The following is a 19,562-nucleotide window of genomic DNA, read 5'->3' as shown; positions in this document are numbered from 1 at the left end:
GACGCGCGGTGGGCCGATGGGCCCCGCCGCGCGACCCGCCCGTAACATTGCGGCTGTTGCGGCGATGGGATAAGCCGTATGGTCTGTCGGGGGTCGAGCCAACCGGAATACCGGACCGCGTGGTCTCAGACCAGCAAACGACACGAGATGAAGGTGCGAAACATTGATTCGTCGACATGTCCGGAACGGCCGGCGCGGGGCGCGAGCCGCCGCCCTCCTCGCCGCCACAGCGGTTCTCACCGGTCTGATGACCGGTGTCGGCGGCGGTTCCGCCTCCGCTGACCCGATCATCGACGGCAAGAAGCTGCTGGCCGACCCGGTCTCGGCGGACGGTTCGAAGATCACCAAGGCCGAGATGAAGGACGACCGGAACATCCGGCTCTACGTCTACTCCGCGGCCATGAGCGCCACCTACCCGGTCGATGTGCAGCGCCCCGCCGACACCTCGGTCCCGCGCCCGACCCTGTACCTGCTCAATGGCGCCGGCGGCGGTCAGGACGACGCCTCCTGGGTGAAGAAGACCAATATCGTCAACGGCTTCCTCGGCGACAAGAACGTCAACGTGGTCCAGCCCATCGGCGGCAAGTGGTCCTACTACCAGGACTGGAACAACGACGACCCGACCCTGGGCCGCAACAAGTGGACCACCTTCTTCAGCGAGGAACTGCCCCCGCTGATCGACGCCGCGCTCGGCACCAACGGCGTCAACGCCATCGCCGGCATCTCCACCTCGGGCACCACCGTGCTCACCCTGGCCGAGGCCAAGCCGGACCTGTACAAGTCCGTCGCCGCCTACTCCGGCTGCGCCCAGATGGCCGACCCGCAGGGCCAGGAGTTCATGCGCCTGACCGTCGAGACCTGGGGCGGCGGCAAGCTGGAGAACATGTACGGCCCGGCGAACTCGCCCGACTGGGCGGCCCACGACCCGGTCATCAACGCGGACAAGCTGCGCGGCATCAACCTCTACATTTCCTCCGGTAGCGGTCTGCCCGGCCAGTACGACACTCTGAACGGCCCCTACGCGCTGGCCGGCTCCTACGGCCTGGCCAACCAGATGATCATCGGTGGCGTCATCGAGGCGGGCACCAACTTCTGCAGCCACAACCTCGCGAACAAGCTGAACTCGCTGGGCATCCCGGCGACCTACAACTTCCGGCCGACCGGTACCCACTCGTGGGGCTACTGGAACGACGAGTTCATCGCGTCGTGGCCGCTGCTCGCCCAGGGTCTCGGCATCTAGAGACCCACGCGCACAACGTGATACGGCCCGGCACCGGAAGGTGCCGGGCCGTTCGCCGTTATGGCTGTGGTCACAGGGTGCACGGAAGGGCTAAACAAAAAGTTCGGGAACCCGTAAACTCATCTTGTGAGTACCAGCGTGGCCGATAAGAGCAGCACCCCGTTCCAGCGAGCGCGGTCGGCCAGTGTGCTGCTGGGCCCCGCCTTCGTCGCCGCGATCGCCTATGTCGATCCCGGCAATGTCGCCTCCAATATCAGCGCCGGCGCCCAATACGGCTACCTGCTCGTCTGGGTCGTGGTGATGGCCAACATCATGGCCGGGCTGGTGCAGTTCCTGTCCGCGAAACTCGGCCTGGTGACCGGCCGCTCCCTGCCGGAAGTGGTGCGCGCCAAGGCCGGTCGCTGGGTGCGGCTCAGCTACTGGGCCCAGGCCGAGACCGTCGCGGTGGCAACCGATCTCGCCGAGGTCGTCGGCGGCGCCATCGCGCTCAACCTGCTCTTCGGGCTACCGCTCATGGTCGGCGGCATCATCACCGGCTTCGTGTCGATGATCCTGCTGCTCATCCAGAACCATCGCGGGCAACGGCCCTTCGAACGCGTCATCACCGGACTGCTCGGCATCATCGCCATCGGATTCCTTGCCTCCGTGGTCATCTCACCGCCCTCCGCGTCCGGCACCGTCGGCGGCCTGGTGCCCCGCTTCGCCGACTCCGGCAGCGTGCTGCTGGCCGCCGCCATGATCGGCGCGACCGTCATGCCGCACGTGGTCTACCTGCACTCCGGCATGGCTCGCGACCGGCACGGGCACCCCGAGGTCGGCGCGGCCCGAAATCGTCTGCTGCGCATCACCCGCTACGACGTCGCCCTGGCCATGCTGCTCGCGGGCACCGTGAACCTGGCCATGCTGCTCATGGCCGCCAAGACCCTGCGCGGCCGCGACGGCGTCGACACCATCGAGGGCGCGCACGCCGCGGTGCAGGACGTACTCGGTCCCGTCGCGGGACTGCTCCTCGCGGTCGGATTGCTCGCCTCCGGGCTGGCGTCCACCTCGGTCGGGGCCTACGCGGGCGCGATGATCATGCAGGGCCTGCTGCACCGGCACGTTCCGCTGGTGGTGCGCCGCGTGATCACGCTGATCCCCGCCCTGGTGGTGCTCGCCATCGGCATCGATCCCACGCGGGCACTGATCATCTCGCAGGTGGTGCTGTCGTTCGGAATCCCGTTCGCGCTCATCCCGCTGGTCCGGTTTACCAGCGACCCGGAACTCATGGGGGAGAACGTCAATCACCGTGTCACCACCGGATTGGCCTGGCTGGTGGCCGCCATCATCACCACGCTCAACGTGGTGCTGATCTACCTGACGGCCACCGGAAAGGGCTGACGCCCGGCGCTATTCGGCGAAGACGGCCTTGCGCTTCTGGAGCATGGCCGCCGCGCCCTCGGCGAAATCGTCGGAGCCCAGCAGTTCGCACTGGCCGGACTTCTCGGCGTCCAGGGCGGCTTCCAGCGAGGTCAGCGCCGCCGCGTTGAGAGCGCGCTTGGTGAGCTCCAGCGCCCGGCGCGGGCCATGCGCCAGCTTGGCGATCACCGCCTCCACCTTGGCGTCCAGTTCCTCGTCGGAGTGCACGCCCGCGATCAGGCTGTGCTCCAGGGCCTTCCGGGCCGGGAGCCGCTCGCCCAGCAGCGCCATCTCGGCGGCCAGCGGACGTCCGGCCGCGGCCGCCACCAGCGCCGCCGCCCCGCCGTCGGGCATCAGGCCGATATTGATGAAGGCCAGCAGCAGGTAGGAGTCCTCGGCGGCGTAGGTGAGATCGGCGGCCAGCGCGAAGGCCACGCCCACCCCGGCGGCCGCGCCCTTGATCCGGGCGATGACCGGGATCGGCGCGTCCACGATGGCGCGGATCATCCGGTTGGCCACGTCCATGGTCATCTCGGGGGTGATGCCGCGGGCCTTCTCCTCCGGGGCGGAGGACAGGTCGGCGCCGGTGCAGAAGTCGCCGCCCTCACCGGTCAGCACGATGACCCGCACGGCCGGATCCGCGGAGGCCGCGAGCACGGCGTCGCCCAGGCCCTCCATGGTGTCGTAGCTGAGCGCGTTCTTGCGCTTGGGATTGGTGATGGTGATGCGCAGGACGCGCCCGTCCCTGATCGCGGTGTACCCCGGCGTGCTCGTGGTCATCGGGCGCTCCCCAGATATATATGCGGCCTGGCCGCAGGCTGTGTGTTCGGCTTTGCGAATTGTGGTTAACTTAGGAGCGTTCGTCCGGCACTGTCAACAGCCGGAGTCATCGAGAAGGAGAAACTGTATGGTCGCCGATCGCAGCGAGGCCGCCCTCGCTACCGGGCGACCGGCCGGTACTCCGGACGGGGAATCCGGCCCCCGCCGCCGCCCCAAGAACCGCAAGGCGCAAATCGTGCGAGTAGCGGCGCGAGCCTTCGCCGAACGCGGATACCACCCGGTCGGCGTCGACGAGATCGCGGCCGAGGTGGGCATTTCCGGCCCCGCCCTCTACCGCCACTTCCGCAACAAGTACGCGCTGCTGGTCGCCGCCGCCGAAATGGGCGCGCAGCAATTGCTCGACGCCGCCAAGGCCGCCGACAATCCCGGCCTGGAACCGGAACCGCGACTCACCGCGCTGATCCGCGGCGTCGCCGAGTACACCATCGACGTGCGCCGCGAGGGCGGCCTGTACCGGTGGGAACGCCGCTACCTGGAACGCGAGGACCGCGCCCGCATCCGGGTCATCTACACCGAACTGCACGACACCGTCGCCGCCGCCATCGCAGCGCTCTATCCCGACGCCGATCCGGCCGACACCCAGCTGCGGGCCGCCGCCCTGCTCAGCGCCATCGGATCCATCACCGCGCACCGCACCGCGCTGTCCACCACCCGGCTGGTCAACCTGCTCACCGAGATCTGCTGGGACATCCTGCGCGCCGACCTGCCGCCCGCGCCCGCCCCGGTCACCGGTGAGCCGCTGGTGCGCGGCCTGCCCGTCATCTCCAAGCGCGAGCAGCTGCTCACCGAGGCCATCCGCATCTTCGGACGGCAGGGCTACCACGAGGCCAGCATCGAGGAGATCGGCGCGGCCGCGGGCATCAACGCCTCCAGCGTCTACCGCTACTTCGCCAGCAAGTCGGACCTGCTCGCCGCCGCCTTCAACCGCACCGGCGAACGCGTCGCCATCGCCAACAACGAGGCTCTCGCCGAGGCCACCAGCCGCTCCGACGCCGCCGTGCGGATCGCGGACCGCTTCGCCCGCATGACCTTCGCCATGCCGGAGATCCTGCCGGTCTACTTCTCCGAATTCTCCAATCTGCCCGCCTCCGAACAGCATCGGCTGCGGTCGGTGCAGCGGCAGAACGTCCTGGAATGGGCGAACCTGCTCGACGGCGACCAGGTCGAGGCCCGCTTCCGGGTGCACGCCGCCATCGCCCAGGTCATCGACGTGGGCCGGCGCATCCGCTTCGACGGGCGGCCGGAGAACCTGGCCCGGGTGAGCGCGCTCATGCGCGCGGTGCTGCTGGGCGCGCCCGCCGCCGAATAGATCCGGCGAACAGGTCGGGCCCACCGCCGAATCGGCTTCGGCGGCAGGCCCTCCCGAATCCTCAGACCCGGTGCCGCATCCGGAACAGCGCCCGCGCCACCCGCAAACGGCGCGGATGCTTCTCGAACGTGCCCGAGGTGATCTGGTCCGGCGGGTGCTTCTCGGTGATCGTCTGCGGCCGCGTGAACTCCCGCAGCGTGCGCGGATCCCGGATCCGGCCGGGACCGTTCACGCCGTACACCGGGGCCGCGTTCACCGTGATCAGCTCACTGCGCAGCCGGGCCGCGAACTCCGGGACCGAGCGGACGTCGCGAGTGAACACCGAGACCGTGCGCGGCTTCCGATCCGCGTTCACGCGATCGGCGGCCTCGTCCATGGTGGCCACCCGATTCACCACCAGCACCGGGCCCACGGCCTCGCCGGTCACCGCGGCGCTGTTCTCCGGCACCTCGGTGAGCACGATCGGTTCGATGTAGGGCTCGCGAATCGATTCCAGACTCCCGACCACCAGCCGCGCGCCCCGGGTCACCGCGTCGCGCACCTGGCGGCGCACCACGTCGATCTGTGCGTCCACGATCATCGGCCCGTAGGAGGCGCGCCGGTCCGCCCCGGGCCGCAGCCGCCGGGCCTGATCGGCGACCAGCTCCAGGAACGGCTCGTACACCGAGTCGGCCACGTACACGCACTGCACCCCGGCCGGCTGCTGGCCCGAATTGGCCATGGCGCCGTACACCGCGGCGGCCGCGGCGCTGTCGAGTTTGGCGTCGACCTGGACCACCATCGACCCGCGCCCGCCCGGCTCGATGACCAGGGGCGTGGACGCCTCGGCGGCCAGCGCGGCCACCTCGCGCGCCCCCGCGCCCGACCCGGCGTAGGCGAGCTTGTCCAACGGCGCCCGGCACAGGGCGGCGGCGGTCCCGCTGTCACCGGTGACCACCTGCAGCACCGGCTGATTCGGAGCCAGGTGATTCCAGGTGTCGGCCAGCCACGCGCCCACGCCGGGCGTGAGTTCGCTGGGCTTGAACACCACCGCGTTGCCCGACGCCATCGCGCTGGCGATCGAATTCATCGGGGTGAGAACGGGATTGTGCCAGGGCCCCAGTACGCCGACCACACCCAGCGGCAGGTAGCCGATGGTGCCGGTCGGTTCGCGGCGCAGCGTGGCGCCCAGCCGGGTGGTGCGGCCCAGCGTCCGTTCGGCATGTCGCGCAACCCAATCCAGATGCTCGACGGCCAGGGTGACCTCGATGGCCGCGTCGATGCGCGGCTTGCCGGTCTCGCGGCTGATCAACTCCACCAGGTCGCGGGTGCCGCGGGCCAGGCTGCGTTTCCAATCCAGCAGCCACCGTTTGCGGGCGTCGAATCCCAGTGCCGCCCACCATTGTTCGGCGCTGCGGGCGGAGCGCACGGTGCGGGTCAGTTCGCCCGCCCCCATACCTGCGTATTCGCCCACGACTTCCCCGGTTCTGGGGTCGTAGGACGTGAGTACCTTGGATCTGCGCGCGCCGGCGCGTCCTGCTGCCGGCTGCGCCGACTCGGCCATGGTCAACCTCTCGTGGCCTGTGAATGTCTCTCCCCGCCAAGGCCAGACTATGGTTCGAGGCGCAGATGCGACAAGGTAGCGAAATCGCCGCATACCGCCCGGTCTGCGCCTGGATCAGCGGCTATTCGGCGAGCTCGGGGTTTGTGACCAAGGGCACAGTTTGAAATTCGCTGCTTCGGCAAAGAAACGGCCTGCCGGGCGGCACGCCGGTAACATCACGGCCGGCGGTGTGGATCATCCCGGCGGGCGGTAACTACCTCCGCCGCGCGATGTGGGGACCCGCCGCCCCGGGGCGACATCGTTCAGCCCGACCAGCCGATAGTGGAGAGTTGATGCCCAGTTTGGACAGACCGGAACCCGTAGCAGCCGACGATCCGGCCGTTTTCGTCGAAGACATTCGCAAGTCCTTCGGCGATGTGCACGCGCTGCAAGGGGTCAGCTTCACCGCCGCCCGCGGCCAGGTCCTCGGCATCCTCGGCCCCAACGGGGCGGGCAAGACCACCACGGTCAAGATCCTGTCCACCCTGCTGCGCCCGGACTCCGGCGTCGCCCGCATCGCCGGGCACGACGTCCGCACCGATCCGGCCGCCGTGCGCCGGTCCATCATGATGACCGGCCAGTACGCCGCCCTCGACGAGAACCTCTCGGGCCGCGAGAACCTCGAGCTCTTCGGCCGCCTCATGGGCCTGCCCCGCAAGGCCGCCCGGCAGCGCGCCGACAACCTGCTCGAGGAATTCGACCTCACCGGCGCCGGCCGCCGCGCGGTCCGGCACTACTCCGGCGGTATGCGCCGCCGCGTCGACATCGCCTGCGGCCTCGTGGTCCGGCCCGAGGTGGTGTTCCTCGACGAACCCACCACCGGCCTGGATCCCCGCTCGCGCCAGGGCGTCTGGGACCTCGTCACCGCGCTCAAGACCCAGGGCATCACCGTCCTGCTGACCACGCAGTACCTCGAAGAGGCCGACGTGCTCAGCGACAACATCATCGTCATCGACAAGGGCACGGTCATCGCCGAAGGCACCGCCGACGCCCTCAAGGAGAAGACCGGCGGCAGCTACTGCGAGGTCGTGCCACTCGACCCGACCCAGCTGACCAAGGTCGCCGACGCCCTCGGCGACCTGGTGCCCGCCGCGGTCCGCGCCGAACTCTCCGGCGACCGGCTGTCCATCCCCGCCCCCGAGGGCGCGGCCACCCTCTCCGAGGCGTTGCGCCGGCTCGACAGCGCGGCCGTCAAGCTCGCCGACATCGGCCTGCGCCGCCCCTCGCTCGACGACGTCTTCCTCACCCTCACCGGACACTCCGGCACCAAGGAGACCGTCGGCGCGGAAGGCGCCGCGTGACCGCGCCCGCGGCGAACGCCGCCGATCTCTTCGCCGGGGTGCCCCCGGCCCGGCCCAACAGCTTCGCGCAGTGGCGGGCCCTGACCGGGCGCGTGGTCTGGGTGATGTTCACCAAGGGCGAGATGCTCATCGCGGTCATCGTGCCGCTGGTCTTCACCCTCGGCTTCTACCTGCCGCTGCGCTACGTGATGAAGTTCCAGGGCATCGACTACGCCCAGTTCGTCATGCCGATCATCGTGCTGCAGACCATGTCCTTCACCATGATGTCCAACGCGCAGCTGGCCGCGTTCGAAGCCATGACCGGACTCAACACCCGCATGCAGACCATGCCCATCGGCAAGATGGTGCCGCTGGTGTCGCGACTGTCCGCGGGCTTCGTGCGCTCGGTGGTCTCGCTGATCGCGGCGCTGGCCTGGGGACACCTCATCGGATTCCACTTCGTCGCCGGCTGGGGTCAGGCCGCGCTGTTCTGCGGGTTCTCCCTCGCCGTCGGCACCATCCTGGCCATCGGCGCCGACGGGCTCGGGTCGCTGACCAAGAGCCCCGAATCCCTGAGCCAGGCCCTGACCCTGCCGACCCTCATCTTCGGCATGCTGTCCTGCGGCTTCGTGCCGGAGAACGGATTCCCCGTGTGGGTGCGGCCGTTCGTGCGCAACCAGCCGATCTCGCAGTTCTCCTTCGCACTGCGCGACATGGCTCAGCACGGGGTGACCTGGAATGTGTTGTGGGTGCCGCTGGTGTGGCTGGGCGGCCTGCTGGTCGTCTTCCTGCCGCTGGCGGTCTGGGCGAGCGTGAGGCGGTCATGAGCACGGCGACCACGGCCGAGACGGCCGTCGAGGAATCCGGGAATCCGGTGACCCAATCCGATTCGTGGGCGGGGCATCAGCCGCTGCCCGTGGTGAAACCCCGCTCGGAGCGCGCGCTCTCGGTGTGGGCGCAGCAGAGCGTGATCCAGTGCAAGCGCATGCTCATCGGCTGGATGCGCGACCCCGCCACCACCATTCAGACCCTGGTCTACCCGGCCGCCACGCTGCTCATGTTCCGGATCGTGCTCGGTGACTCGATCACCATGGCCACCGGCATGCCCAGCATCTACGGCACCGTGCCGATGGTCATGCTGGTCGCGGCCATGTCCGGATCGGTGGTGAGCGCGCTCGGCTTCAAGGTGGAGAAGGCGACCGGTCTGCTCGGGCGGTTCTACACCATGCCCATCCACCGCGCCGCCGGGCTCACCGGACGACTGATGGCCGAGGCCATCCGCGTGGTGATCACCTCGCTGTTCGTGCTCGCGGTGGGCGTCGCGCTCGGCTTCCGGTTCTGGTACGGACCCGCGGCTTCGATTGCCATGCTGGCGATTCCGGTGCTGTTCGCGCTCGGATTCGCGGTGCTGGTGACGGCGCTGGCCACGCTGACCGAAGGCGTCATGCTGGTGTCGCTGGTGGGCATCATCAACACGCTGCTGATGTTCTTCAACTCCGGGTTCGTGCCGGTCTTCGCCTACCCGGTGTGGTTGCAGAAGACGGTCGAGAACCAGCCGATGAGTACGGCCATCGACGCCATGCGCGGTCTGTCCTACGACGGGCCCATCGCGACCCCGCTGTGGAAGACCGCCGCCTGGGCGATCGGCATGATCGTCGTGTTCGCCTACCCCGCCATCCGCGGGTACCGGCGCGCGGCCGAGACCGGAGCCTAGACACGACGGGAACCGGTCGGGCGGACACGCCCGACCGGTTCCCCCGGGTATGACCCTCGGGTTTCGAGTGGCGTGCGTCACGTTAAGGTGGCCCCCATGTCATACCTGGTGACCGGGGCAACTGGGTTCATCGGTCGGTTTCTCGTACCCGAACTCCTGAAGCGCGACGCGGACGTTCACGTCCTGGTGCGGCCGGGCGAGGACTCGGTTCTGCGCTACAACCGCTGCCTACGCGACTGGGGCGACCGCGACCGGGTTCACCCGGTCCGCGGCGACCTCGCCGCGCCCGGACTCGGCGTCGACGCGAGCTGGATTGCCGCGCACCGCGGTTCGATCGACCACGTCTTCCACCTGGCCGCCGGGTTCGACGCCACCGGCGCGGGCGGCGGCGCCCTCCGGGTGGCCGAACTCGCCGGCGCGCTGGACGCGGGACGGCTGCACCATGTTTCGACCATGCGCGTGGCCGGGGCCTGGGAGGGCGTGTTCACCGAGGACATGACCGACGTCGGCCAGCTGCTGCCCACCCCCCACCAGCGCGCCATGCTGCGCGCCGAACAGGAGGTGCGCGACCAGACCGCGGTGCCCTGGCGGATCTACCGCCCGGCCATCGTGATCGGCCACTCGCGCACCGGCGAGATCGACCGCATCGACGGCCCCTACTACTTCTTCCGGCTGCTGCGCATGGCCGCGCAACTGCCGCGCATCCTGCCCGTGGTGGCGCCCCAGCTCGGTGAAACCAATATGGTGCCGGTCGATTTCGTGGCCCGCGCGCTCGACCACATCGCGCACCGAAACGGCGACGGGCCGGACACCTACCACCTGGTGGACCCGCGCGAGCAGAGCGTCGCCGAGGCGTTCAACCTCTTCGCCGACGAGGCCGGCGCCCCGCACCTGATCGAGGTGATGCCCAAGCAGACCCTCGACGTCACGCTGCGGGTGCCCGGCATGGGGTGGGCGCTGCGTCAGATCGGCATCCCGATGGAGGTCATCGAGGACTGCGAGTTCGCCTGCCGCTTCGACTCCCACAATGCCGCGGCCGCCCTCGCCGGGACCGATATCAAGGTCCCGCCGCTGGCCGCCTACGCCGGGGTGGTGTGGAAGTACTGGATCGAGAACTGGGTCTGAGGCGCGAGCCCGCGTCCGGGCTGCCGCGGCCTCAGGGCGTGTTGTCCCCGGGTAGCAGGCTGTCCGGGGGCAGCAGCAGATCATCCAGTGCGCGGGCCCGCCCGTAATCCCAACCGACCCAGCGGTTTCGATTGGTCCAGCCGACCAGGTCGTATCGCCAGGTGAACGGCCAGGTGGTCGCGACCGTCATGAACAGCGCCGACCCCAGCGCCGAGTAGTCGTCGTGCGCCGACAGCAGGGCGCGCTGCTGCCGCGGCGGCCGGGTGAAGAACGCCTCGAACATGGCGATGGACTGCGCGGTGGTGAGCCGCCCCAGCCCGTACACGCCGCGCATGCGCATCCAATAGACCAGCCGCGCCTGCCACGGCCACAGCGCCTCGATCGGATCGTCGCCGCGCTGCACCGCGTCCAGCGCGGTGTCGACCAGCGCCAGCGAATCCGCCACGCAGTACCCGGTGATCGGATGCATCATGCCGCCGCGCGAACCGAACGGAATCACCGCGCCGCGACCGGCTTTCGGCGGCAGCTCGTCGAGCGGATAGTGGGCGGCCTCGGTCGGCTCGTCGCCGCGCAGCCGAATCCCGTGCGCCGCCAGCCGATTCAGGGTGCGCCGCCGCAACTCGTGCTGCGGCATGCCGCCGCGCAGGCCCAGGCTGGTCTCCTCGAAGATGACCGTGCCGTCGCCGAGCGGCACCGAGTACAGGAACGACGGCGGCTCGTCCGGTCCCGCGCCGTTCTCGTCGCGCCAGTCCAGCAGCAGCCCTTCACCGGCGGTGACCATGGGCGCGGCGATGTCCTCGTCCACGAAGATGCCGTGCGCGCTCGCCGTGCGGCGCGCGCCCGGCGTGGCCTGCCCGCGGGTGTCGAAGACGGTGGCCGCGCGCACCTCGGTGCCGTCGGCCAGCTCCACCCGGTGCGCCTCGACGACGCGGGCGCGACCGGTGATCACGGTGGCGTCGTCGAGCGGGAGCGCGTCGAACAGGCCCTGCTTGGACAGCACGCAGTAGGGCCGCGGAATCCGATGCTCGGTGGTGGTCCACACCGCGGGCGCCTCGATCCGGCTGGCGATGGCGCTGTGCGAAAGCCACTGCGGCAGTTCGTCCACCCAGCAGGAGAAGGTCGGGGCCCACAGCCGCGTCGGCCGCGGATCCACCGCGACCACCCGCAGGCCCGCCACCATGGCGCGGTGCGCCAATGCCCGCCCGGTGGGACCGAGCCCCACCACACACACGTCGGCGGCCCTGCCGACCTCCCGGCCACTCATACCCGCATTCAAACAGCCGGGACCCCGTGCCCGCCAGGTCGGTCCCGACTTCGCACCCCTATTACTTGGGCGTCACCCAGGTGGTGATGTCGGCGTGCACGACCTCGAGCCCGGACCGGTCGTAGATCGACACCGGCACCACGAGTTCGCGCCCCTCGGTGATCTGCGCGAAGTCCGGCACCTCGTCCAGTTTCGCGACCGCCCGCAGGCCGGAGTTGGCCTTGGCCAGGTACTGCACGTTCATGGCCTTGGGAATCCAGCGGTGGGTGTCGGGCACGGTGGCCTCGGACAGCATCCCCATCGCCACCTCGGCCAGGTTGCACGCCGCGATGGCGTGGAAGGTCCCCAGGTGATTGTGGATGCCGAACCACTTGGGCGCGGTCACCTCGCACAGTCCCGGTTCCAGCCGCACCACGCTCGGCAGCACGGTGCCGAAGTACGGCACCCGGGCCACCATGCCGAGCGAGAACAGCGTGTGCCCGATCCGGTTGTCCGGAAGCTTCTTCCACCCGCGATACGTAGCGGTCTCTTTACCCATGGCCCGTATCTTACTCAAAAGTAAGTTCCACGGAAGTGCCGTGTTGTATAGGTCATCGGATCGGTCGACGGATTGCCTCGTCGCGCGAAACCAACCGGTTGCCAGTTATCTGGGAAGGCTGCGCCGCGGGCGCGGCTGGGAGCCGGTGCCGCTCGGCCCGGCTATCGGGGACAAATAGGAGCTCTCGACATCATGCGTATTCGCACCGCGGTGGCCACCGTCGGCATCGCACTCGTGGGGGCGGCCGCCGCCACCGCATCCGCCGGCTCGGCCGCCGCCTTCACGCCGTACTCCAACCCGGGTGAGGGCATCTTCCTCGGCGTGGACCTGACCCACGACGAGACCGTGGCCCTGTCCAACAGCTGGATCCCGGCGGCCATCACCCAGATCAACGGCGGTCACAATATGATCGCCCCCGATCCGACCTACTCCGATCTGGTGGTCGACGGCCGCCCGCACGGGAGCATGACCCAGGTCGTCGGCGAGGCCGCCGACGTTCCGGGCGGACAGGTCGGGCTGTACCTGGTGGATCCCGCCCGGTTCCGCGGCGGCAACTTCCTGCTGATCCAGGATCTCGGCGGCTGGGACTATTACCTGCGCCACATGCACGACAACTGAGGGTGAAATGGCCGGTGCGCGAACCGAATTCCGCACCGGCCGGCGCGCGGCCCGAGCCGGGGGGCTCGACCGGGTGTGACCAGGGCCATTGGCCCGGGGGTGGGGGAGGGGGCGATTTGAAGTGGGGCGGGGCCTCGAGGCATACTGTTCGGGTTGCCCACACCGGGTTGCGTCTTTTCCGTTGGATCGGCGCTGGTGGTGGGTGAGAAAGACCCAATTTTGCACCCCGCTGATTTGCGGCGTGGGTGCGTCCGGAACACTGTTCCGAGGCTTGTAAGGATTTTGGTCCGGGGCCGAGGAATGAGCGGCGGAGCGACACGCCCGACCGCGTGGACCGGATGAACCATGACAGATGAACAGCGGCGATGGATCGGGCCTCGGGCCTCGGTCGTGTGGTGGCTGATGCGTCTTCGTGTGTTCGGCAGTGCAAATGAGGGTGGTTCGGGAGTGAAAGCTCCTGGATCACAACGCAAGCGGAGAAAAGGACACTCAGCGTGGCGGGACAGAAGATCCGCATCAGGCTCAAGGCCTACGACCATGAGGCGATCGACGCGTCCGCGCGCAAGATCGTCGAGACGGTGACCCGTACCGGTGCCCGTGTGGTCGGCCCGGTGCCGTTGCCCACCGAGAAGAACATCTACTGCGTCATCCGGTCGCCGCACAAGTACAAGGACTCGCGCGAGCACTTCGAGATGCGTACGCACAAGCGGCTTATCGACATCCTCGACCCGACGCCGAAGACGGTTGACGCCCTGATGCGTATCGACCTGCCGGCCAGCGTCGACGTCAACATTCAGTGACGGGGACTTCGAATATGACTGACAACAAGAGCCGTCCGGCCGCGGGCATCCTGGGCACCAAGCTCGGCATGACCCAGGTCTTCGACGAGAAGAACCGCGTCGTTCCCGTGACCGTCATCAAGGCGGGCCCGAACGTCGTTACCCAGATCCGTACCCAGGAGCGCGACGGCTACGCCGCCATCCAGGTCGCGTACGGCGCCATCGACCCCCGCAAGGTGAACAAGCCGGTTTCCGGTCAGTTCGCCAAGGCCGGTGTCACCCCTCGCCGCCACATCGCCGAGCTGCGCGTCGCCGACGCCGCCGCCTTCGAGGTCGGCCAGGAGATCAACGCGGATGCCTTCGAAGAGGGCAGCTACGTCGACGTGACCGGCACCTCCAAGGGCAAGGGCTTCGCGGGCACCATGAAGCGCCACGGTTTCCGTGGCCAGGGTGCCTCGCACGGTGCGCAGGCCGTGCACCGTCGTCCGGGTTCCATCGGTGGTTGCTCCACCCCGGGCCGTGTCTTCAAGGGCATGCGCATGTCGGGCCGCATGGGTAACGACCGCGTCACCACGCAGAACCTCTCGGTCCACAAGGTGGACGCCGAGAACGGCCTGCTGCTGATCAAGGGCGCGATCCCGGGCCGCACCGGCGGCATCGTGATCGTCAAGAGTGCAGTGAAGGGTGGTGCCCGGGCATGAGCACCGAGACCAAGACCAACCTGACGCTCACGGTCAAGGCCGCTGGCGGCAAGACCGAGGGCACCGTCGAGCTCCCCGCGGAGATCTTCGACGTGACCGCGAACATCGCGTTGATGCACCAGGTCGTCGTGGCCCAGCAGGCCGCGGCTCGCCAGGGCACGCACGCCACCAAGACCCGCGGCATGGTCCGCGGTGGTGGCAAGAAGCCGTACCGCCAGAAGGGCACCGGCCGTGCGCGCCAGGGTTCGACCCGTGCGCCGCAGTTCGCCGGCGGTGGCACCGTCCACGGCCCGCAGCCGCGTGACTACACCCAGCGTCTGCCCAAGAAGATGAAGGTCGCCGCGCTGCGTGGCGCTCTGTCGGACCGGGCTCGCAACGAGCGCATCCACGTGATCACCGAGCTGGTGGCGGGTCAGACCCCGTCGACCAAGGCGGCCAAGTCCTTCCTCGCCGAGCTGTCGGAGCGGAAGAACATCCTGGTCGTCGTCGGCCGTGAAGATGTCACCACGTGGAAGAGCGTGGCGAACCTGCAGGGTGTGCACCCGATCGCCCCCGACCAGCTGAACACCTACGACGTTCTCAAGAGCGACGAAATCGTGTTCTCGGTCGAGGCGCTCAACGCCTTCGTGCACGGCCCCGCCGAAGCTGCACAGGAGGAGAGCAAGTGACCACCATCGCCGACCCGCGCGACATTCTGCTGGCGCCGGTGATCTCCGAGAAGTCCTACGGACTGATCGAGGAGGGCACCTACACCTTCATCGTGCACCCGGATTCGAACAAGACGCAGATCAAGATTGCTGTCGAGAAGGTTTTCGGCGTCAAGGTGACCAGCGTCAACACCGCCAACCGTCAGGGCAAGCGCAAGCGGACCCGCTTCGGTTACGGCACGCGTAAGAGCACCAAGCGCGCGCTCGTCACCATCTCGGCCGACAGCAAGCCCATCGAGATCTTCGGAGGCCCGGTCGCGTAAGCGGCGGGGACTTCAGAAAGGCAGAAGAACTCATGGCAATTCGTAAGTACAAGCCGACAACCCCGGGTCGCCGCGGTGCCTCGGTCTCGGATTTCGCCGAGATCACCCGCTCGACCCCCGAGAAGTCGCTGCTGCGTCCGCTCACCAAGACCGGTGGCCGTAACGCGCAGGGTCGCATCACCACCCGTCACAAGGGTGGCGGTCACAAGCGCGCCTACCGTCTGATCGACTTCCGTCGTCTGGACAAGGACGGCATCCCGGCCAAGGTCGCTCACATCGAGTACGACCCGAACCGCACCGCCAACATCGCGCTGCTGCACTTCGCCGACGGCGAGAAGCGCTACATCATCGCGCCCAAGGGCATCGCCCAGGGCACGAAGATCGAGTCGGGCCCCGGCGCCGACATCAAGCCCGGCAACAACCTGCCGCTGCGTTCGATCCCGACCGGTACCACGGTTCACGCCGTGGAGCTGCGTCCGGGTGGTGGCGCCAAGCTGGCTCGTGCCGCGGGCATGTCCATCCAGCTGCTGGGTAAGGAAGGCGCCTACGCCGTCCTGCGTATGCCCTCCGGTGAGATCCGTCGTGTCGATGTGCGCTGCCGCGCCACCATCGGCGAGGTCGGCAACGCCGAGCAGTCGAACATCAACTGGGGTAAGGCCGGCCGTATGCGGTGGAAGGGCGTTCGCCCGACCGTCCGTGGTGTGGTCATGAACCCGGTCGACCACCCGCACGGTGGTGGTGAGGGTAAGACCTCCGGTGGTCGCCACCCGGTCTCCCCGTGGGGCAAGCCCGAGGGCCGCACCCGTAAGCCCAACCGTCCCAGCGACAAGCTCATCGTCCGCCGCCGCGGCAAGAAGCGTTAAGGAGGAGGTTAGACATGCCACGCAGCCTGAAGAAGGGCCCGTTCGTCGACGAACACCTCCTCAAGAAGGTGGACGTCCAGAACGAGAAGGGCACGAAGCAGGTCATCAAGACCTGGTCGCGTCGTTCCACCATCATCCCCGATTTCATCGGCCACACGTTCTCGGTCCACGACGGCCGCAAGCACGTGCCGGTGTTCGTGTCGGAGAACATGGTTGGACACAAGCTCGGTGAATTCGCGCCGACCCGCACGTTCAAGAGCCACGTCAAGGAAGATCGGAAGAGCAAGCGGCGATGAGCACTGAAACTCAGAACCCGACCGCGCGCGCGACCGCCAAGCACGTTCGCGTGACGCCGATGAAGGCGCGTCGCGTCGTGGACCTGGTCCGTGGCCGTAGCGTGCAGGACGCGCTGAACATCCTGAAGTTCGCGCCGCAGGCCGCGAGCGAGCCGGTTGCGAAGGTTGTCGCCTCGGCGGCGGCCAACGCCGAGAACAACCTCGGCCTCAACCCGGCCACCCTCGTCATCTCGACCGCGTTCGTCGACGAGGGCGCGACCATGAAGCGTTTCCAGCCGCGTGCCCAGGGCCGCGCGTTCCGGATCCGCAAGCGCACCAGCCACATCACCATCGAGGTCGAGAGCGTGCCCACCGCCGGCGCTGCCACTCGTAGCCGCCGGAAGGGAGGGGCAAAGTAAATGGGACAGAAGATCAATCCCCATGGCTTCCGCCTCGGTATCACCACCGACTGGAAGTCGCGTTGGTACGCGGACAAGCAGTACGCGGACTACGTGAAGGAAGACGTCGCGATCCGCAAGCTCCTCGCCACCGGCATGGAGCGGGCCGGCATCTCGAAGGTCGAGATCGAGCGCACCCGTGACCGCGTGCGTGTGGACATCCACACCGCGCGCCCGGGCATCGTGATCGGCCGTCGTGGCGCCGAGGCCGACCGCATTCGCGCCGAGCTGGAGAAGCTCACCAAGAAGCAGGTTCAGCTGAACATCCTCGAGGTCAAGAACCCCGAGTCGGACGCTCAGCTGGTTGCTCAGGGTGTTGCCGAGCAGCTGTCCAACCGTGTGGCGTTCCGTCGCGCGATGCGCAAGGCCATCCAGTCGGCCATGCGTTCGCCGAACGTCAAGGGCATCCGTGTGCAGTGCTCGGGCCGCCTCGGTGGCGCCGAAATGTCGCGCTCGGAGTTCTACCGTGAGGGTCGGGTGCCGCTGCACACGCTGCGCGCCGACATCGATTACGGCCTGTACGAGGCGAAGACCACCTTCGGCCGCATCGGCGTGAAGGTCTGGATCTACAAGGGCGACATCGTCGGCGGCAAGCGCGAGGTCACCGCTGTGGCCCCGTCCGGCCGTGACCGTGACGACCGCCCGCGCCGCGAGCGGCCGAGCCGTCCGCGTCGTAGCGGTGCCCAGGGCACCACCGCGACCAGCACTGAGGCCGGACGCGCCGCGACTGCAGTCGCGGAGGCACCGGCAGAGAATCAGGAGGGCTGACCTATGTTGATGCCCCGCAAGGTCAAGCACCGTAAGCAGCACCACCCCGGCCGTTCCGGCATGGCGAAGGGCGGCACCGCGGTGACGTTCGGTGAGTACGGCATCCAGGCTCTCGAGCCGGCCTACGTCACCAACCGTCAGATCGAGTCGGCTCGTATCGCGATGACCCGCCACATCAAGCGTGGCGGCAAGGTCTGGATCAACATCTACCCGGACCGCCCGCTCACCAAGAAGCCGGCCGAAACCCGCATGGGTTCCGGTAAGGGTTCGCCGGAGTGGTGGATCGCGAACGTCAAGCCCGGACGCGTCATGTTCGAGCTGTCGTACCCGACCGAGGAGATCGCTCGTGAGGCCCTGCGCCGCGCGATGCACAAGCTCCCGATGAAGTGCCGGATCGTGACCAGGGAGGAGCAGTTCTGATGGCTACCGCCAACCCGACTGCAGAGCTCCGCGAGCTCGACAATGAGGCGCTCGTCGCCAAGCTGCGCGAGTCCAAGGAAGAGCTGTTCAACCTGCGCTTCCAGATGGCGACCGGTCAGTTGCAGAACAACCGCCGCCTGCGCGTGGTCCGCCACGAGATCGCGCGCATCTACACGGTCATGCGTGAGCGCGAGCTCGGCTTGGCCTCCGGTCCTGAAGGCAAGGGAGACGCCGCATGAGCGACGTAAAGGGCCCGGCCAAGACGCCGGCCAACCAGGAGGAGCGGGGCCAGCGCAAGACGCGCATCGGCTACGTCGTCTCCGACAAGATGACCAAGACCATCGTGGTCGAGCTGGAAGATCGCGTGAAGCACAAGCTTTACGGCAAGATCATCCGCACCACCTCGAAGGTGAAGGCTCACGACGAGAACGAGATCGCCGGCATCGGCGACCGCGTGCAGCTGATGGAGACCCGTCCGCTGTCCGCCACCAAGCGGTGGCGTCTGGTCGAGGTCCTGGAGAAGGCCAAGTAGCCTGCTCCATGACTTGAACCAAGTCATTGATCACCGGTCCGCTTCCCTGTGGGGAAGCGGACCGGTGTGTTTTCTGGGGAGAGTGCGGGAATCGCTTGCCATTCGTGAAGCGGTTCCTTTCTTTTTGTCCGGGTACTGGCCGGTAATGCCAAACCCTCGACGAGTGTGACCAAACTGAAACCCCATATGTCCAAATGGAATTGGCGTGTCGCCCGGCAGAAGCGTTAGCGTGTACGAGCTATGAGGGATGCTGCGACAACAACTTCCGGGGCTTGGCGGATCGACGACCGGACCGCGGTGACTTTCCGCGACGCGGCCGTGGCCTGGTCCCTGGCCGCCCACGAGGTACTGGCCGAATGTGCTTCCGGCTACGGACATTTCGTCACAGTGAACGAACTGGCCGAGCGTGTTCAGGAGATGTCGGGCATTCGCACCGACGCGCCGACCCGCACCTGGATGGACGCCATCCTGCGCAAGGTCGCGCGCCGCTGCCACAATGCCGGCGAACCGCCGCTGACCGCCCTGTGCGTCAAGCAGAATCACAAGGTCAGCGACAGCTACAAGTACGTGCTCGAGCTGGCGCACCTGCCCGTCCCGGCCGATCTCGAGGTGCACGCTGCCTACGCCCGCTGGCAGTGCTACGCCGCCTACGGCGCGGAGATCCCGACCGACGGTGGCATCCCGCCGCTGATCCCGCGCAATGGCGGCGCGCCGCGCCGGGTCACCGCCGCGGGCCCCGCCCCGGCCGCCAAGCCGGAGCCGGAGGCGCGCAAGGCCGTCTGCGTCAACTGCTTCACCGAGCTGCCCGCCAACGGCGTCTGCTACTACTGCTGACCCGAACCCCTCGCATCCTCGAAAGCCGAAGGCCCGCTCCCCGATTCGGGGGCG

General features: G+C 68.2%; 24 protein-coding genes. 20 read left to right on the top strand and 4 right to left on the bottom strand.

Going from position 1 to position 19,562, the window contains the following annotated elements; genetic code table 11:
* The first annotated feature begins 247 nt into the window (after positions 1–247).
* Together ACWEOI_RS01535 and ACWEOI_RS01530 are read left to right on the top strand one after the other, a co-directional pair.
* Positions 248–1,240 (top strand): alpha/beta hydrolase-fold protein, encoded by a 993-nt coding sequence (locus ACWEOI_RS01535; protein WP_433673234.1) that lies wholly within the window; start codon positions 248–250, stop codon positions 1,238–1,240.
* Positions 1,241–1,378: 138 nt separating this feature from the next.
* Positions 1,379–2,620, top strand: coding sequence for an Nramp family divalent metal transporter (locus ACWEOI_RS01530; protein WP_433673235.1), 1,242 nt, complete (start codon positions 1,379–1,381; stop codon positions 2,618–2,620).
* 9 nt (positions 2,621–2,629) lie between these two features.
* On the opposite strand, the gene ACWEOI_RS01525 is transcribed toward ACWEOI_RS01530, so the two are convergent.
* Entirely contained in the window at positions 2,630–3,418 is a 789-nt protein-coding gene (locus ACWEOI_RS01525) for an enoyl-CoA hydratase-related protein (RefSeq protein ID WP_452358670.1), read from the bottom strand.
* 127 nt (positions 3,419–3,545) lie between these two features.
* Here ACWEOI_RS01525 and ACWEOI_RS01520 point away from each other — a divergent pair, with 127 nt between their 5' ends.
* Positions 3,546–4,787: a TetR family transcriptional regulator gene (locus tag ACWEOI_RS01520; RefSeq protein ID WP_433670602.1), complete on the top strand. Its 1,242-nt coding sequence runs from the start codon at positions 3,546–3,548 to the stop codon at positions 4,785–4,787.
* A 61-nt stretch (positions 4,788–4,848) separates the two neighbouring features.
* Here the strand turns inward: ACWEOI_RS01520 and ACWEOI_RS01515 are convergent, their stop codons facing one another.
* Entirely contained in the window at positions 4,849–6,330 is a 1,482-nt protein-coding gene (locus tag ACWEOI_RS01515) for an aldehyde dehydrogenase family protein (RefSeq protein WP_452358669.1), read from the bottom strand.
* Positions 6,331–6,662: 332 nt separating this feature from the next.
* On the opposite strand from ACWEOI_RS01515, the gene ACWEOI_RS01510 reads away from it, so the two are divergent.
* The 4 genes from ACWEOI_RS01510 (at position 6,663) to ACWEOI_RS01495 (ending at position 10,488) form a co-directional block, all read left to right on the top strand.
* A complete protein-coding gene (locus ACWEOI_RS01510; protein WP_357285051.1) occupies positions 6,663–7,670 on the top strand; it encodes an ATP-binding cassette domain-containing protein in 1,008 nt (335 codons plus the stop codon).
* Positions 7,667–8,476 (top strand): ABC transporter permease, encoded by an 810-nt coding sequence (locus ACWEOI_RS01505; protein ID WP_433670605.1) that lies wholly within the window; start codon positions 7,667–7,669, stop codon positions 8,474–8,476. Before ACWEOI_RS01510 ends, ACWEOI_RS01505 begins: the two co-directional genes overlap by 4 nt.
* A complete protein-coding gene (locus ACWEOI_RS01500) occupies positions 8,473–9,363 on the top strand; it encodes an ABC transporter permease (RefSeq protein ID WP_433670606.1) in 891 nt (296 codons plus the stop codon). Before ACWEOI_RS01505 ends, ACWEOI_RS01500 begins: the two co-directional genes overlap by 4 nt.
* Before the next feature lie 96 nt (positions 9,364–9,459).
* Positions 9,460–10,488 (top strand): SDR family oxidoreductase, encoded by a 1,029-nt coding sequence (locus ACWEOI_RS01495; protein ID WP_452358668.1) that lies wholly within the window; start codon positions 9,460–9,462, stop codon positions 10,486–10,488.
* A 31-nt stretch (positions 10,489–10,519) separates the two neighbouring features.
* Here ACWEOI_RS01495 and ACWEOI_RS01490 read toward each other — a convergent pair whose 3' ends face one another.
* Positions 10,520–11,752, bottom strand: a complete 1,233-nt coding sequence (locus ACWEOI_RS01490; protein ID WP_433670608.1) for a lycopene cyclase family protein — start codon at positions 11,750–11,752, stop codon at positions 10,520–10,522.
* A 61-nt stretch (positions 11,753–11,813) separates the two neighbouring features.
* Positions 11,814–12,290, bottom strand: a complete 477-nt coding sequence (locus ACWEOI_RS01485; protein WP_379278432.1) for a hotdog fold domain-containing protein — start codon at positions 12,288–12,290, stop codon at positions 11,814–11,816.
* Between the two features lie 192 nt (positions 12,291–12,482).
* Between ACWEOI_RS01485 and ACWEOI_RS01480 the strand changes: the two genes are divergently transcribed.
* The 13 genes from ACWEOI_RS01480 to ACWEOI_RS01420 all read left to right on the top strand — a co-directional run bounded on the left by ACWEOI_RS01480 (position 12,483) and on the right by ACWEOI_RS01420 (position 19,508).
* Entirely contained in the window at positions 12,483–12,908 is a 426-nt protein-coding gene (locus ACWEOI_RS01480; RefSeq protein WP_452358667.1) for a hypothetical protein, read from the top strand.
* Positions 12,909–13,402: 494 nt separating this feature from the next.
* Complete coding sequence (gene rpsJ, locus ACWEOI_RS01475; RefSeq protein ID WP_040804197.1) at positions 13,403–13,708, top strand: 30S ribosomal protein S10; 306 nt, start codon at positions 13,403–13,405, stop codon at positions 13,706–13,708.
* A 14-nt stretch (positions 13,709–13,722) separates the two neighbouring features.
* On the top strand, positions 13,723–14,388 hold the full coding sequence (gene rplC / locus ACWEOI_RS01470; RefSeq protein WP_433670610.1) for a 50S ribosomal protein L3: 666 nt from the start codon (positions 13,723–13,725) through the stop codon (positions 14,386–14,388).
* Positions 14,385–15,056, top strand: coding sequence for a 50S ribosomal protein L4 (gene rplD / locus ACWEOI_RS01465; RefSeq protein ID WP_357089175.1), 672 nt, complete (start codon positions 14,385–14,387; stop codon positions 15,054–15,056). Before rplC ends, rplD begins: the two co-directional genes overlap by 4 nt.
* Positions 15,053–15,358 (top strand): 50S ribosomal protein L23, encoded by a 306-nt coding sequence (rplW, locus tag ACWEOI_RS01460; protein WP_067712168.1) that lies wholly within the window; start codon positions 15,053–15,055, stop codon positions 15,356–15,358. Before rplD ends, rplW begins: the two co-directional genes overlap by 4 nt.
* A gap of 32 nt (positions 15,359–15,390) precedes the next feature.
* A complete protein-coding gene (gene rplB / locus ACWEOI_RS01455; RefSeq protein WP_067712165.1) occupies positions 15,391–16,221 on the top strand; it encodes a 50S ribosomal protein L2 in 831 nt (276 codons plus the stop codon).
* Positions 16,222–16,235: 14 nt separating this feature from the next.
* Complete coding sequence (gene rpsS / locus ACWEOI_RS01450) at positions 16,236–16,517, top strand: 30S ribosomal protein S19 (RefSeq protein WP_019931198.1); 282 nt, start codon at positions 16,236–16,238, stop codon at positions 16,515–16,517.
* Positions 16,514–16,915: a 50S ribosomal protein L22 gene (gene rplV, locus ACWEOI_RS01445; RefSeq protein WP_213558069.1), complete on the top strand. Its 402-nt coding sequence runs from the start codon at positions 16,514–16,516 to the stop codon at positions 16,913–16,915. Before rpsS ends, rplV begins: the two co-directional genes overlap by 4 nt.
* On the top strand, positions 16,916–17,722 hold the full coding sequence (gene rpsC / locus ACWEOI_RS01440; protein ID WP_033091021.1) for a 30S ribosomal protein S3: 807 nt from the start codon (positions 16,916–16,918) through the stop codon (positions 17,720–17,722).
* Positions 17,723–17,725: 3 nt separating this feature from the next.
* A complete protein-coding gene (gene rplP, locus ACWEOI_RS01435; RefSeq protein WP_213558068.1) occupies positions 17,726–18,142 on the top strand; it encodes a 50S ribosomal protein L16 in 417 nt (138 codons plus the stop codon).
* Positions 18,142–18,381, top strand: coding sequence for a 50S ribosomal protein L29 (rpmC, locus tag ACWEOI_RS01430; RefSeq protein ID WP_040804215.1), 240 nt, complete (start codon positions 18,142–18,144; stop codon positions 18,379–18,381). The genes rplP and rpmC overlap by 1 nt, the downstream gene beginning before the upstream one ends.
* Complete coding sequence (gene rpsQ / locus ACWEOI_RS01425) at positions 18,378–18,674, top strand: 30S ribosomal protein S17 (protein WP_213558067.1); 297 nt, start codon at positions 18,378–18,380, stop codon at positions 18,672–18,674. The genes rpmC and rpsQ overlap by 4 nt, the downstream gene beginning before the upstream one ends.
* A 240-nt stretch (positions 18,675–18,914) precedes the next feature.
* Positions 18,915–19,508 carry a hypothetical protein gene (locus ACWEOI_RS01420; protein WP_452358666.1) on the top strand — a complete coding sequence of 198 codons (594 nt, stop codon included), beginning with the start codon at positions 18,915–18,917 and terminating at the stop codon, positions 19,506–19,508.
* The last annotated feature ends 54 nt before the right edge of the window (positions 19,509–19,562 follow it).

The organism is Nocardia sp. NPDC004340 (genome assembly GCF_053602575.1).
The sequence above is the reverse complement of the archived record's forward strand: the minus strand, read 5'-3'. Positions and strand labels throughout refer to the sequence as shown.